We start from the raw sequence: 14,242 nt of genomic DNA on the forward strand, positions 1-14,242 counted from the left end.
AGCCTAAAGCCGGGCAACGTGAAAATAAAAGCGCGATCGCGTATCTTGGCTAAAGATCTCGACATAGCTAAGTCTAAAAGTACAGCGACGTCTAAAGGCGCGGCATCTAATACGCAGAACAAATTCGATACCATTGAACCCTCAATGAAAAATCTGACTCCGTTAACCATTTCCTTTGGGAGTAATGCAGGTTCAGCCGAGGCCTTCGCTAAACAATTAGCTCAAGACGCACCATTTTATGGATTTGTACCCACTGTCATTTCTTTAAATAAGCTCGTTGATAAACTTCACGAAACAAAGGCCCTTGCCGTTGTCACTGCATCCTATGAGGGACAACCGCCTGATAATGCAAATAAATTCGTCCCGCATATCGAAGGCAGTGCAATTGATAATTTACATGACATCAAATTTAGCGTTTTCGGATGTGGTAATCGTCAATGGGCAAGAACATATCAAGCAATCCCAAAACGCGTGGACGCGGCGCTCAATGCATCGGGCGCTGAGCGTATTACTCAGCTTAGCGCCGGCGATTCAGGCGGTGATTTTTTTGGCGCGTTTGAAGAATGGTCTGCTGATTTTTGGAAAAACATTTGCCTTCATTACGGTAAAGAAATGCCGACGGAGGTCCGCTCCTCTTCTATAAAAATCGAATATATTTCTGAAAGCCGCGCTTCAACGCTTAATATTAAAGGCATGGCCCTTGGTAAGGTTCTAGAAAATGAATGTCTTGTGGATATGTCATTTGCTAATGCTCGTGCGAAAAACCATCTAGAAATAAAGCTCCCCGCGCATATGTCATACCGTGCGGGTGATTATTTGGATGTGCTGGCTAGTAATTCGCACGATCAAGTCAAGCGCGTACTACGCCGTTTTGGCCTTAGCGCTAACGTTTTGATTTCTTTGCAAGGCCAGCAAGCTAGTTTCCCTGATCGCCCTGTAACCTGTTCTGACCTTCTTGCAAATTATGTTGAGTTAACTCAGCCAGCCACACGTGCACAAATTACGTCTATGGCAGGAAAAACAAAATGCCCGTTGGGGCTCGCGCAATTGGAACTGCTCTCAGGCGACGATTATGATTCCAAGGTAGTTGAAGGCCGTTTGAGTCTCATTGATATTCTGGAACAGACCCCAGCTTGCGGCCTGTCTTTTGAGGAACTTTTGAATATGCTGCCGCCTATGCGTTCACGTCAGTATTCAATTTCTTCGTCCCCCTTCGTTCAGCCTGACCAAGTTTCGCTGACAATTGCTGTAGTTGACGCGCCGGCGTGGTCAAAAATTGGGCGCTACAAAGGGGTCGCCTCTGGTTATTTAGCCGAACGTTCGTCAGGCGATAGAATTTCTGTTGTTGTTCGTCCAGGGTCTCAACATTTCAGGTTACCGGAAGATACGTTAGCACCCATAATACTGGTTTGTGCAGGTTCCGGTATTGCCCCTTTTAGAGGGTTTATACAAGAAAGAGAAGCTCAGTCTAAAAAAGGATTATTGACCGGGCCAATCCACTTGTTTTTTGGTGTTAGTCACCCAAATGTCGATCTGCTATATAAAGATTATTTTCAATCTTTGGTAGAAAGTGGCCTGATCCATACGCATTTCTCTTTTTCTAAGAAACCCGATGGGGCTATTAAGTCTGTTCAGAACAAACTATGGTCTGAGCGGGAGCAAGTCTCATATTTACTCGATGCTGGTGCAAAGGTATTCGTGTGCGGAGATGGTGAATATATGGAGCCTGGCATTCGCCAAGCTTTGCTTAACATTCAAGTAGAACGTCATAACCTTAGCGAAGCCGAGGCCGAAATTTGGTTTAAAAAATTGGTTGGAGATGATCGCTACAACGCAGATGTATTCAATTAGCTGCTGAAACATATGCAGTGTCCTTTCATAAGCTATGGGATTTTCTTCTTCCATCAGCAAATATTGGATGTTAAATCTCCTATGCTCATACAATTGTTGGCGCTTGTAAACACTCGGGGTAGTTTTGCGATTTTTTGCGAGCTCTCGTTATCAATGGAGTTGCTTTGTTAATAATCTTGGTAGTACTGTAGTACAATTCTGTTCATCAATATAAAATATTAGAAAAAAATGCCTACAAAAAAAATCGTAATTATCGGAGGGGGCTACGCGGGATGTAAGCTAGCCAAGGCATTAGACGCTGTAGCCAGCGTAACTCTAATCGATGGTAAGGACTGTTTTGTACACGCCCCTGCCGCTATTCGAGCAGTTGCCGACAACACATTGCTGGATCAATTAATTATTCCTTACAGCAATTTTCTGCAGCAAGGTCAGTTTGTTGAAGGCTGGGTAGAGCAAATTAATTCCGATGGGGTGATATTGAGTGACGGCAGGGAACTGAAGTCAGATATCACAGTAGTGGCTACGGGCTCAAGTTATGCGGCGCCATTTAAGCATACTCGTGACGGTCTCGATGCATTTCGAAAAAATAGTGAACAAGCTGCATCCAAAGTTCGACAGGCAAAGGTTATCGCAATAGTGGGGGCTGGACCCGTAGGTACTGAACTTGCTGGTGAAATCGCTTGCGCCTATCCAGATAAAGAAATTCATCTAATTACCGATGAGCAATCTCTTTATCCAATGTACAACCCTAGTTTAGCGAAAAAACTACAAGCTGATTTTACTGCATTGGGTGTACATTTGCACACAGGTAAGCGGGTGGAAAATCTGGCCTCACTGACTGAACCCTACAAGGGCGACATTACCTTTGCAGGTGGTAAAACTATCTCAGCAGATTTGGTCTTTCCTGTTATCGGTAGTCGGCCGCAAACCCAGTTGTTGGCTGCGCTCACAGATGTGAAATTTGCCTCAGATGGTCGGGCAGAGCAAGACGGTTGGATGCGTCCGAGTAAGTCTAACCCAAACCTGTTTGTAATAGGTGATGCCCTCTGCGCTGGAGATGCGATGACTATCGTTGCTATTTCTCGTCAGGTTCCATGGTTGGTAAAGACTCTAAAAGCTGTATTTAATGGTAAAACCGTGGATTCACAAAAACCTTATAAGCCTTGGGTTGTGGCACCGATTTTGATACCTATGGGGCCAAAAATGGGAGCTAGCGTGCTGCCGTTTGGTAAGAAAGAAATGACTGTAGGTCATTTTATGACTTCACGCTTAAAGGGGAAGGATCTATTCCTTAGCACCTACCGTAAGTTTTTTGGCTCGAATGAATAAGGGGGTTACTATGACTGTAGATAGACGTATTGCGCTAAAAGGGGTGAGAAACTTCCGCGATTTGGGTGGTTATAAGGGGGATGGTGGCAGACTCGTTCGATGGGGGGCACTTTATCGTTCTGGCCAGCTGTCGGAACTTTGCTCTACAGATCAGCAGCTTTGGCAATCTTTAAATATTGGTCTAATCGTAGATTTTCGCTCTGAAACTGAACGAACAAGGAAGCCAACTAATATTCCTACAGAACAGAAACCTACTATATCGATATTAGAAATTAATGCAGGAAATACCACGAAGACTATCAAGGATATGCAAAATAGTATCGCTCCTTCGAAGTCAATCCAAAGTATGATGATTGACTTTAATCGACACTGTGTCTTGGAACAAACAGCAATATTTCAGAATTTTTTCGAGTTGCTGGCAGGCCAAGGCGAAGGTGTACTATTCCATTGTTCAGCCGGTAAAGATCGCACTGGCATTGCCGCAGCGTTATTACTTTCAGCGCTTGGCGTATCTTATGAGCAAATCATGCAAGATTATTTACTGACTAGTCGTTATTTTATTCCTGAAGAGTTTTATAATAATGAGTTTTCAGAGCGTTTTTCGTTAACAGTAACACTCGACTCTATAAAGCCATTATTAGAAGTAAAAACCGCTTATTTAAACGCGGCATTTGACAGCATAAATACTGAGTATGGTTCAGTTGATGACTATTTAACTGAGGCGCTCGGCGTTACACTAGGCATGCGCAAAACTTTGCAATCACATTATTTACAGGCTAATTGAGCTGAGTTATAGCGGTATGGTACGAAAATAAGGCCATTTAAGGGAAGGAATTAAGCACTGAATTTTAAGCGTTTAAGATAACAACAGAACCTGCTTTAAAGTTTTTGGTTAACTATTGTATACAGAAATATTTAAAGTCATCTCGTTAAACTCCCAAAAACGTAATGCCTGTTCAATAGAACAGGCATTACGTTTATTCTTACTACAAATGGATATTAAATTATTTCGATTGCAACAGCAGTCGCTTCACCGCCGCCAATACACAGTGCTGCAATACCGCGTTTTTTGCCTAAACGCTTAAGCGCATAAATCAAGCTTATGATAATACGAGAGCCCGATGAACCAACAGGGTGACCAAGCGCGCAGGCGCCACCATGAATATTAACTAGCTTAGGATCAAGTTTCAGCTCTTGCATTGCCAGCATAGTAACGGCTGCAAAGGCTTCATTAATCTCCCATAAATCCACGTCTTCCACTGACCAATTTACTTTATCGAGCAGTTTCTTGATGGCACCGATTGGCGCAATGACAAATTCGCTTGGCGCTAATGAATGAGTCGCATGACCAACAATACGAGCTAGGGGCGCTAAACCTTGTTCTTTTGCTTGGCTCTCTCGCATAAGTACAACAGCTGAACCCCCATCTGAAATTGAACTAGCATTGGCTGCTGTTACCGTACCGTCTTTTTTAAATGCAGGACGTAAGCTTGGAATTTTTTCAATATTAGCATTACCAGGTTGTTCATCGACGCTAACGATGGTTTCGCCTTTACGTGTGGTAATAGTGACAGGTGACATTTCTGCTTCAAACCAACCTTCTTTGATAGCTTGGTTGGCACGGCCTAATGATTCAATGGCAAATGCATCCATGGCTTCACGAGTTAAGCCATGATCGTCAGCGCAATCTTGGGTGAATGCCCCCATTAGTTTACCCGTATAGGCATCTTCGAGACCGTCATAAAACATTGAGTCCAATACTTGACCATGGCCCATACGCATGCCACCACGACCTTTTGGCAGTAGATAAGGTGCGGCACTCATATTTTCCATGCCGCCCGCAACGATAATATCACTTGAACCTGCTTTTATTTGGTCATGACCATCCATCACGGCTTTCATGCCAGAACCACACATTTTACTAATGGTGACACAGCCTGCTGAGTAAGGTAGGCCAGCTCCTAATGAGGCTTGACGAGCGGGGGCTTGTTTCATTGCACTCGGCAGTACACAACCCATAATAACTTGATCGACGGTTTGCGGGTCGATACCTGAATTGGTAACTGCGGCCTTGATCGCTGTTGCACCTAATTCAGGCGCCGGCACTTCACTAAGTGAACCCATCATACCGCCCATAGGGGTACGCGCGCCGCCAATAATAACGATTGAATCTTGATTATTTGACATAATTTATTTTCTCTTTAAATTTGCTCGGTAAAATTAATTTTACAAAAAGCAGCTAGCCTGAACAGCCTGCATTAAATATCCGCTAATGGGTTGTTCGTCCAAGGTGGTGTCATCATTTGCTGCAATAAGTTTGCAGGTACATCCCTGACTGATGGGTATTGCCACTTAGGTGCTTTATCTTTGTCAATTAGCAACGCACGAACCCCTTCTGCAAACTCTGGGTGACGGACGATATTAGTTGCAAGCATCAGTTCGAACTGAAACACTTCAGATAACGACATTTGCTTGGTTTTTTCCAGTATTTGAACAATATTACAGGCACTCAATGGTGAACCGTTTTTCAATGCTGCCGAAGCGTTAGCCATCCAGCTATCATCCGACTGGTAAGCAATAATGGTATCGACTATGTCATAAAAATTGTTCTGGTCGGTCAATTGCTGAATCAAGGTATAGTGCTCGGCCACATTATCAGCTGGTTTAGTCGCTTGACTACGCTGTTCATAGCCGCGTAATACAGCGGTAATTTGTTCCCCGTGACTTATATTATCCGAGTGCCAATCAATGGACATCAAGTCGGCCAACACGGCTTCCTTGTGAGCATTTTCGATAAAACGGTCGGCAATTCCGGTATAAATACAATCTGAGGCATTCATCTGCGCGGCGGTGAGTGCCAAAAATAAACCCACCCGACCTGGTATACGATTTAAAAACCAGCTACCACCAACATCCGGAAACAAGCCAATAGTTACCTCTGGCATGGCCATACGAGTGCGCTCTGTCACAACCCTATGGCTGCAACCAACCATAAGACCGAGGCCACCACCCATAACAATTCCATGCCCCCAACAGACGATCGGCTTGCCGTAAGTGTGCAGCAAATAATCCAGCCGATACTCGCGGCTAAAAAACGTTTCGGCATACTCACAGGGACCACCTGGCTGGCCAATAGCTGATTGATAGAGCTGTTGTATATCACCACCGGCACAGAGTGCTTTGGGACCAGCGCCGTGTAAAAACACGCAAGTTATTGCATCATCCTGCTGCCACTTCAGCAGTTGATCTGAAAGTAGATCAACCATTTCTAGGGTTAACGAATTTAGTGTTTTTTCGGCATTTAGGGTTGCAATGGCAACTTTTTTACCGGCTCCCGATAACCGTTCTTCAAACAGTACTGCCGCATCAGTCATTTAAGCGTTCTTCCATTCTGGTTTGCGTTTCTCGATAAAAGCCGACACGCCTTCTTTTTGATCCTGACTATCCCACAGTTTGACAAACTGCTCGCGCTCGCTAGAAAAGTTACTGTTTAGCGGCTGTTGACGGGCTGCCATGATTAGCTCTTTACAATAGCGCACCGACGTTGGGCTCTGTTTCCCAACATTGCCTGCCAGTTGCAAGGCGTGTTCGACACCTTGGCCTTTTTCAACAATTTCGGATATTAGACCAATTTGTAAGGCTTTTTCTGCGTTAATACGTTCGCCCAGCAAAATCATACGTTTTGCCCACTGTTCACCAATCAACCAAGCCAGTTGCTGACTACCTAAACCACAGGGGAGTAGGCCAACAGCACATTCTGGTAGCGCCATTTGGGCGTGACTTTCTGCAATACGTACATCACAGGATAATGCGACTTCGAGACCGCCGCCCATTGCATAGCCATTTATTGCAGCAATTGATACACCCTTGTAATTAGCAAGCGTTTCAAAAGATTTCCCAAAGGCATAGGAAAAATCAAAGGATTTGGCTTTGTCATCATGATTGAATTGATTGAGATCGGCACCGGCAGAAAAAAACTTTTCTCCGTCGCCAGTAATCACCAAAGAGAAGTTGTCTTTATCGGCATTGAGCTGTTCAACAATATCAATCAGTTGCAACAGGCTTGCCGGTGTCCAAGTGTGGGCAGGGGGGTTGTTAAAGGTTAAAATTGCCGTGTGTCCACGTTTTTCCAGTTGTAGTGCATCGCTCATCGTATATCCTCAGTTCCGCCTTCTTGTAACAGTCGACGTGCGGTAATCACCCGCATAATTTCATTAGTGCCTTCCAAAATTTGATGTACGCGGGTATCACGTACATAGCGTTCTATCGGGAACTCTTTCAAGTAGCCGTAGCCACCATGTAATTGCAAAGCCTCGTTACACACGTTAAAACCGACGTCGGTTGCAAAGCGTTTTGCCATTGCACAGTAAGTGGTTTTGTTAGGATGATTTTCATCAATACGGGTGGCCGCCATATAGATCATTTGCCTAGCCGCGACTAGTTCAGTTGCCATATCTGCTAAGCGGAATTGCAGTGCCTGAAATTCACTCAAAGCTTGACCAAACTGTTGTCGGTCTTGCAAATACAGTCCGCTGAGCGTTAAACAACTTTGTGCCGCACCAAGCGAACAACTGGCGATGTTTATGCGGCCGCCATCGAGTCCCTGCATGGCAATTTTAAAGCCTTCGCCTTCTTTACCGAGTCGCTGACTTGCATTCACTTTGACATTTTCAAAGGTAACAGTACGGGTCGGCTGACTGTTCCAGCCCATTTTGTGTTCATTTTTACCGTACACAATGCCTTTTGCATCGGCCGGGATAGCAAATGCGGTAATACCACTAGGGCCATCTTCCATGCTACCGGTACGGGTCATTACCACTAACATTTGAGTGCTGCCGGCACCGCTGATAAACATTTTGGAGCCGTTGACTAGATACTCATCACCCTGTTTCTTCGCCGTGGTGCGCAATGAACCTGCATCACTGCCCGCATTGGGTTCGGTCAGGCAATAAGAGGCCAATAGCTGGCCACTGGTTAGTTTCTCAGCCCACTGCTCGCAAAATGCTTCAGTGCCCCAGTTACAAACCATCCAGGTGGCCATATTATGAATTGATATAAACGCCGCCGTTGAGGTACAACCCCTGGCTAGCTCTTCCATGATGATCACGGTATCTAGACGACTTAAGGCCAGTCCGCCCCATTTTTCTGGTGAGTAAATGCCGCAAAAACCGAGTTCACCGGCGGCTTGAATCACCTCTACCGGAAAAGTTTTCTCCGCATCCCAAAGTTCAGCCTTTGGCTCTAGCTCTCCCCTAGCAAAATCTCGGGCGGCTTGCTGAAAAGCAAGCTGATCTTCACTTAGATTAAAATCCATCAGTATTCCTTATCATAGGTCCAACTGCTTGTATGGATTAAACACACTTGGCAGCGTACCGCTTATTTTAATTTATCGACAAAAGCCGCATAGCTAAAATGCAAATGCCATAAACTTTTAGCGTCTGATTGGCACCACTGCCATAGTTAATTTTGACAGGCAAGTGAGTTTGCCTTGATCATTCTCCAGGCGGATTTCCCACACATGGGAGCGGGTACCTAGATGCACAGGCCGAGCGGTTGCTGTCACCAAACCTGACGACACCGATCGTAAATGGCTGGCATTGACCTCCTGACCAAATACTTGGTACAGGCTTGCGTCTATACATAAGAAACCTGCTATGCTGCCCAGTGTTTCGGCCAGCACTACATTTGCCCCGCCGTGTACTACTCCATAGGGCTGAAAAGTGCGTTCATCTGCTGGCATAGCACCGCGTAAAAAATCGTCGCCTATTTCAGTCACCTTGAGCCCAAGAGAATGGTTAATCTGACCTTTGTCTAATTGTTTATTTATTTCGTCAAGCTGTGGACGTTCAAACCAGATACTCATGGCTTACCTCTAATGTAAAATTAATTTAGAAAACATAGACTGTAGTTAGGCTAGGCTGATTATCAGAATGATGCTGTGTACCATTTTGACCCCAATCTTATTTAAATAGCGATTAACTAACTGACAAATTTCACACTGTGCGGTAAATCTGCTCGGCCCATATGAACTTCATTAATTTTGGCCTCTTCATCGGCGTAGCCAAAGGAAAGCCCACAGAGAATGCCGTGCCCCTCTGGAATACCGGCTATGTCACAGATCGGATCTGGATAAAACGCCAGTGCCCCCTGTGGACAACTGGCTAGTCCATGTTCCACCATCAGCAACATCAACGACTGCAGATAGATGCCAACATCAATTGCGTTAACCGCCCCCATGGACAGTGGCATAGTCAGAAACCCCACGTGCGGAGCATCAAAAAACTGCCAGTTTTTCGCCATTAACTTATTTCGCGCGGCTTTATCTTGTCGCTCAATTCCCATCGTCTGGTAATAATCAGCTGCACAACTGTATTGACGATCCCGATATACGCCGTCAAGACCGGCATCGCCTGGCGTAAATGCTGGCGTTGGTGTCTTGCCCGCAATTAACTCCGCCATTAATGCTTTTTCAAGCTTATCCCGAGCCTCACCGGACACCACAGTAAAAAACCAGGGCTGGGTATTACAATTGGATGGAGCAAGTTGCGCCGTTTGCAGAATTTTTTGTAACACATCTTCTGCCACAGGTTCAGGTTTGAACCCGCGGATAGTACGGCGCTTACGCATTGCTTCAGAGACAGTCATCATAGTTACTCACACCTGTTAGATTAATCTTGATATAGCTGTAAAATACTGGAAAAATCTAAACGTCCTTTACCTTTAGATTTGTGCATGGAATAAAGTGATTTCGCTTGAGAACCCATAGGCGTTGGAGAACCGCTTTGATGGCTTATATCCATTGCCAAGCCTAAATCCTTGTACATTAAATCTACCTGAAACCCACCTTGGTAATTGTTAGAAGAAGGTACACCTTCCATAACGTCGGGATACGGGTTGTACTTTTGCAATGCCCAATTACTGCCTGAGCTTTGCAACATTATTTGCGACAACACGCTAGGGTCTAAACCATTTTCAACACCCATATTGAGGGCTTCAGCGGTTCCTGCCATCAACACAGATAGCAGCATGTTATTACAACACTTAGCAATTTGTCCTGCTCCGCTGGCACCGGCATGAAATATGTTTTGTCCCATATTTAATAATATCGGCTTGGCCCGAGCAAATTGGGCATCGGTTGCCCCCACCATAAATGCTAGCGTACCTGCAATTGCGCCCGCAACGCCGCCGGATACCGGTGCATCTACAAAACTTAATCCGCGTTCAGCTGCAATCGCTGATACTTGTTTAGCAGTAGCTGCATCAATGGTTGATGAATCTATGATCAATACGTCTTTTTTCACCACGTCAAATAAAGCATGCTCACCAGAAACGTAAAGTGCGTCAACATGTTTGCCCGAGGGCAACATGGATATAACTACGTCAGCTTCTTGTGCCGCAATAACGGCACTACTTGCCGCGACACAGCCTTCCAAGACAACTTTTTGAATGGCTTCAGGGAACAAATCAAACACTTTGACCGTGTGTCCTGCCTTAACCAAATTGACGGCCATTGGGCCACCCATATTACCTAAACCTATAAAACCAATAACGGCCATTGTTTTGTTCCCTTTTAATATAAAGTTAAGCTGTGAAAAATTACTTCAACTCAATCGTGGTATTCACGCCGGTATCAATATCATCTTCAAACCAACGAGCAGTGATAGTTTTAGTTTCAGTGTAAAACTTAACCGCTTGTTTGCCATAAGCATGTTGATCGCCGTAAAACGACTTGCGCCAGCCTGTAAAAGAAAACATCGGCAATGGCACTGGAACGGGTACGTTTATGCCTACTTGGCCCACTTTTATTTCATGTTGATATTTACGAGCCACGGCGCCAGATGAGGTATAAATTGACGTGCCGTTGCCGTAGGGGTTTTCATTAATTAGTGCGATTGCTTCTTCCAGCGTATCTACTGTAAGAACGATCAATACTGGGCCAAAAATTTCTTGATGGTAAATTGACATATCGCGGCTAACGTCGGTAAACACTGTAGGGCCAACCCAATTTCCGTCTGGGTATCCTTCCACGTCACATTGGCTGCCATCTAGAAGACAGGTTGCTCCGGCATCTTTTCCTTCCTGGATAAGGCTAAGCACACGTTGTTTCGCCTGCGGATTAATTAATGGACCATAACCGGCTTCAGGATCGTCCCACACTCCAGGCTTAACTTTCGCCAATGCATCACGCATCTCAGGGATCCATTTTTTTGTCTCACCAACTAATACGACCACCGAAATAGCCATACAACGTTGCCCTGCAGCACCTACTGAGGCACCGGCAATACCATTTATAACTTGATTTTTAGAAGCATCAGGCATCACAACCATATGGTTTTTCGCACCCGCAAATGCTTGCACACGTTTAAGATGGTCGGTACCAGTACGATAAATATGCTCACCCACGGCAACCGAACCAACAAAGGATATTGCCGGAGTATCTTTATGGGTTAGCAGTTGGTTCACTACGTCTTTGCCACCATGTAATACTTGTAACAATCCATCTGGTGCGCCTGCTTCTTTAAACAATGCTGCTAAACGCATAGGGGTGAGTGGATCTTGCTCTGAAGGTTTAAGTACAAAAGTATTGCCACAAACAATCGCCATGGGGAACATCCACAATGGGATCATCGCCGGAAAGTTAAAGGGGGTAATACCTACACAAACACCTAACGGCTGAGTGATGCTGTAACAATCTATCTTACGTGCCACATTTTCGAGTATTTCACCCATACTTAATGAAGAAATATTGCAAGCATGCTCAACTACTTCGATACCACGCCATACATCACCTTTTGCATCAGCAAACGTTTTACCTGTTTCTTTAGCGAGTAAGCTGGCAATCTCATCGTGATGTTCTTTAAGCAATGCCTGATAACGCAACATAAGACGGGCTCTTTCGGGAACCGGAACATCTTTCCACGTTTCAAATGCGACTTTAGCTGCAGCTATTGCATCTTCGACTTCTTGTGGGGTAGCAAGAGGCACTTGAGCTATCACTTGTTGATCTGCTGGATTGGTTACATCCATCCATTGTTCTGTCTGACTCTGGATTAATTCACCGTTAATTAGCAGTGGTACTTTTTGTATTTCTTCACGCATTGGAAATTCTCATATGTCGTTTTAATTAACGTCAGATTAACATGCATTTTAATACTAAAAGATTGATAATCTTGCGTACTTACTGGACTATATTGTCATTTTTAGATTGCGGTATAGCAAAAGTTAAGGAATAAACCATGAGTAAACCATCACAATGGCCATTGCCGCCAGAGAGCTTCCGAGTTGTTGTACCGCTTAAACAAGTTGAAAAATTAAAAAAACATGCGCTTTCAACAGGGCTATACACCACCGGACTCGGATATTACAAGAAAGCCAAAGGACACGAAATGCTGCGTAATATTCATGACGACAACCTACTAATATATTGTTTACATGGCAAAGGTGAATTACGTGTAGACAACACTACTACTCAAATAACAGCAGGGGATCTTGTGCTGCTGCCAAAAGGCGTATCACACTACTATAAAGCTTCGGGAGACCAGCCATGGACAATCTATTGGGTGCATTTTTCTGGTTCTGATTGTGAATCCTTCCTAGACTATCTTGCGATAGAAAAGCAAAGGTATGTCATTCCCTTGGGGATCCATTCTAGGCTAGTAACCAGCTTTGAATATTTACTTGAATGTCGTCAAACCAATTACGACACCGCAAGCTTTATTAATGTCGCCAACCTGCTTCGTCAAATGCTCAGCCATATCGCTCTTTTAGGCCCAATCAGTAAAAGACAGCGTGCTAAACATCAACTTGATTTGGAACTGGTGCATAGCTTGATGGAAGCCAGCGTACATGAAAAACTGGAACTTGAAACATTGGCTAGGGAAGTTAATTTATCAAAATTTCACTTTATAAAAAAATACCGTGAACTTACTGGCAGCACCCCGGTTAATCATTTTATTCACCTAAAAATAATACGTGCCTGTGATTTACTCGATATCACCAACAAGTCAATTAAAGAGATCAGCTACGCCATTGGCTATGAAGATGCTTATTACTTTTCACGCATATTTAAAAAAGTGATGGGAACTTCACCTAGTCAATATCGAAATACAAGTGTAAGGCAGGGTTAGAGAGGAGGGATGTCATACTATGAGTTATTATTTCTTTGTATTAGTTCCGACAATATTTAACATATCTTCGTCATGACTACGATTTTGATATTCAGGAGTTAGAAATCTCAAATAGTAGATGAAAGACGAGAGGCGGTAGAATGGATTATGACCACGGTAGGTAAGCAACGTCATGAAAAATATTCTGATTGATTAAGTCAAAGGGTCGAAGCGATGTAGTTTGTGAAGCTTGCCGTCAATCGATTCAAGAGGGTAATAATCTAAGGTTGTTCAATAATTTCATCGCAATTTAGAATACTCAATCTATTATCTGAGCATTATGTTATCTACAATAAATATCGGTAGGAATGCTTTATTACCGCAAGACAGGGATTCAAAAGTTGAGTTCGCATTCATAATTCAATTTTAATGACAATATTCTTTTGGCTCAGTAGATGTAGTCTACAGGGCAGTATAAATAAGAGGTGTAGAGAATAGGGTTGCACATTGTGACCCACAAATGTCCCACGATTTACCCACTGGCGCCTCACAAATGACTCATTGGCGTCCCACGGACTAAGTTTGTTTGATATTTGTACAGAGGATTTTAACGTAAGTGTTTGAAAAGAAAGATGGTGGTCGCTACTGGGCTTGAACCACGTCGCCTAAGCTTTTGTAAAGAACGGCGATGCTTACCGTGGGAGATACTATAATAGTAAGGTTTTGTTAGAAAAAATACGAAAAGAAAGTAAACAAGAAGTGGTGGACGCTACTGGGCTTGAACCACGTCGCCTAGGCTTTTGTAAAGAACGGCGATGCTTATCGTAGGAGATACTATAAGAGTAAGGTTTTGTTAGAAAAAATACGAAAAAAAAGTAAACAAGAAGTGGTGGTCGCTACTGGGCTTAAAGCACGTCGTCTGTATTTGTAAAGAGCGGCGATGCTTATCGTTGAAG

Annotated in this window: 12 protein-coding genes; 4 read left to right on the plus strand and 8 right to left on the minus strand. The window is 44.1% G+C overall.

Features of this window, described 5'->3' with window-relative positions; translation table 11 throughout:
* Positions 1 to 18: 18 nt before the first annotated feature.
* The 3 genes from GQS54_RS14325 to GQS54_RS14335 all read left to right on the plus strand — a co-directional run bounded on the left by GQS54_RS14325 (position 19) and on the right by GQS54_RS14335 (position 3,964).
* The gene (locus GQS54_RS14325; RefSeq protein ID WP_166424660.1) at positions 19 to 1,851 is read left to right on the plus strand and encodes a flavodoxin domain-containing protein; all 1,833 of its coding nucleotides are present in this window, start codon (positions 19 to 21) and stop codon (positions 1,849 to 1,851) included.
* A gap of 228 nt (positions 1,852 to 2,079) precedes the next feature.
* Entirely contained in the window at positions 2,080 to 3,180 is a 1,101-nt protein-coding gene (locus tag GQS54_RS14330; RefSeq protein ID WP_166424661.1) for an FAD-dependent oxidoreductase, read from the plus strand.
* Between the two features lie 10 nt (positions 3,181 to 3,190).
* Complete coding sequence (locus GQS54_RS14335) at positions 3,191 to 3,964, plus strand: tyrosine-protein phosphatase (RefSeq protein WP_166424662.1); 774 nt, start codon at positions 3,191 to 3,193, stop codon at positions 3,962 to 3,964.
* Positions 3,965 to 4,179: 215 nt separating this feature from the next.
* On the opposite strand, the gene GQS54_RS14340 is transcribed toward GQS54_RS14335, so the two are convergent.
* The 8 genes from GQS54_RS14340 to GQS54_RS14375 form a co-directional block, all read right to left on the minus strand.
* Positions 4,180 to 5,367 carry an acetyl-CoA C-acyltransferase gene (locus tag GQS54_RS14340; protein WP_166424663.1) on the minus strand — a complete coding sequence of 396 codons (1,188 nt, stop codon included), beginning with the start codon at positions 5,365 to 5,367 and terminating at the stop codon, positions 4,180 to 4,182.
* A gap of 71 nt (positions 5,368 to 5,438) precedes the next feature.
* On the minus strand, positions 5,439 to 6,554 hold the full coding sequence (locus GQS54_RS14345; protein WP_166424664.1) for an enoyl-CoA hydratase/isomerase family protein: 1,116 nt from the start codon (positions 6,552 to 6,554) through the stop codon (positions 5,439 to 5,441).
* Positions 6,555 to 7,331 (minus strand): enoyl-CoA hydratase, encoded by a 777-nt coding sequence (locus GQS54_RS14350; protein WP_166424665.1) that lies wholly within the window; start codon positions 7,329 to 7,331, stop codon positions 6,555 to 6,557.
* The gene (locus tag GQS54_RS14355; RefSeq protein WP_166424666.1) at positions 7,328 to 8,494 is read right to left on the minus strand and encodes an acyl-CoA dehydrogenase family protein; all 1,167 of its coding nucleotides are present in this window, start codon (positions 8,492 to 8,494) and stop codon (positions 7,328 to 7,330) included. Before GQS54_RS14355 ends, GQS54_RS14350 begins: the two co-directional genes overlap by 4 nt.
* Positions 8,495 to 8,611: 117 nt before the next feature.
* Positions 8,612 to 9,043, minus strand: coding sequence for a hotdog fold thioesterase (locus GQS54_RS14360; protein WP_166424667.1), 432 nt, complete (start codon positions 9,041 to 9,043; stop codon positions 8,612 to 8,614).
* A gap of 116 nt (positions 9,044 to 9,159) precedes the next feature.
* Positions 9,160 to 9,828, minus strand: a complete 669-nt coding sequence (locus GQS54_RS14365; protein WP_166424668.1) for a nitroreductase — start codon at positions 9,826 to 9,828, stop codon at positions 9,160 to 9,162.
* Positions 9,829 to 9,848: 20 nt separating this feature from the next.
* Positions 9,849 to 10,736 (minus strand): 3-hydroxyisobutyrate dehydrogenase, encoded by an 888-nt coding sequence (gene mmsB / locus GQS54_RS14370; protein ID WP_166424669.1) that lies wholly within the window; start codon positions 10,734 to 10,736, stop codon positions 9,849 to 9,851.
* A 40-nt stretch (positions 10,737 to 10,776) separates the two neighbouring features.
* A complete protein-coding gene (locus GQS54_RS14375; RefSeq protein ID WP_346766579.1) occupies positions 10,777 to 12,267 on the minus strand; it encodes a CoA-acylating methylmalonate-semialdehyde dehydrogenase in 1,491 nt (496 codons plus the stop codon).
* A 149-nt stretch (positions 12,268 to 12,416) separates the two neighbouring features.
* Between GQS54_RS14375 and GQS54_RS14380 the strand changes: the two genes are divergently transcribed.
* The gene (locus tag GQS54_RS14380; RefSeq protein WP_166424671.1) at positions 12,417 to 13,307 is read left to right on the plus strand and encodes an AraC family transcriptional regulator; all 891 of its coding nucleotides are present in this window, start codon (positions 12,417 to 12,419) and stop codon (positions 13,305 to 13,307) included.
* The last annotated feature ends 935 nt before the right edge of the window (positions 13,308 to 14,242 follow it).

This window comes from Paraglaciecola sp. 20A4, from assembly GCF_011378905.1.
Taxonomy (GTDB): domain Bacteria; phylum Pseudomonadota; class Gammaproteobacteria; order Enterobacterales; family Alteromonadaceae; genus Paraglaciecola.

Excerpts from the sequence above, each read along its gene's own strand:
- GQS54_RS14330 (WP_166424661.1), top strand. The coding sequence starts at position 2,080 with ATGCCTACAAAAAAAATCGTAATTATCGGAGGGGGCTACGCGGGATGT.
- GQS54_RS14335 (WP_166424662.1), top strand. The coding sequence starts at position 3,191 with ATGACTGTAGATAGACGTATTGCGCTAAAAGGGGTGAGAAACTTCCGC.
- GQS54_RS14340 (WP_166424663.1), bottom strand. The coding sequence starts at position 5,367 with ATGTCAAATAATCAAGATTCAATCGTTATTATTGGCGGCGCGCGTACC.
- GQS54_RS14345 (WP_166424664.1), bottom strand. The coding sequence starts at position 6,554 with ATGACTGATGCGGCAGTACTGTTTGAAGAACGGTTATCGGGAGCCGGT.
- GQS54_RS14350 (WP_166424665.1), bottom strand. The coding sequence starts at position 7,331 with ATGAGCGATGCACTACAACTGGAAAAACGTGGACACACGGCAATTTTA.
- GQS54_RS14355 (WP_166424666.1), bottom strand. The coding sequence starts at position 8,494 with ATGGATTTTAATCTAAGTGAAGATCAGCTTGCTTTTCAGCAAGCCGCC.
- GQS54_RS14360 (WP_166424667.1), bottom strand. The coding sequence starts at position 9,043 with ATGAGTATCTGGTTTGAACGTCCACAGCTTGACGAAATAAATAAACAA.
- GQS54_RS14365 (WP_166424668.1), bottom strand. The coding sequence starts at position 9,828 with ATGATGACTGTCTCTGAAGCAATGCGTAAGCGCCGTACTATCCGCGGG.
- mmsB (WP_166424669.1), bottom strand. The coding sequence starts at position 10,736 with ATGGCCGTTATTGGTTTTATAGGTTTAGGTAATATGGGTGGCCCAATG.
- GQS54_RS14380 (WP_166424671.1), top strand. The coding sequence starts at position 12,417 with ATGAGTAAACCATCACAATGGCCATTGCCGCCAGAGAGCTTCCGAGTT.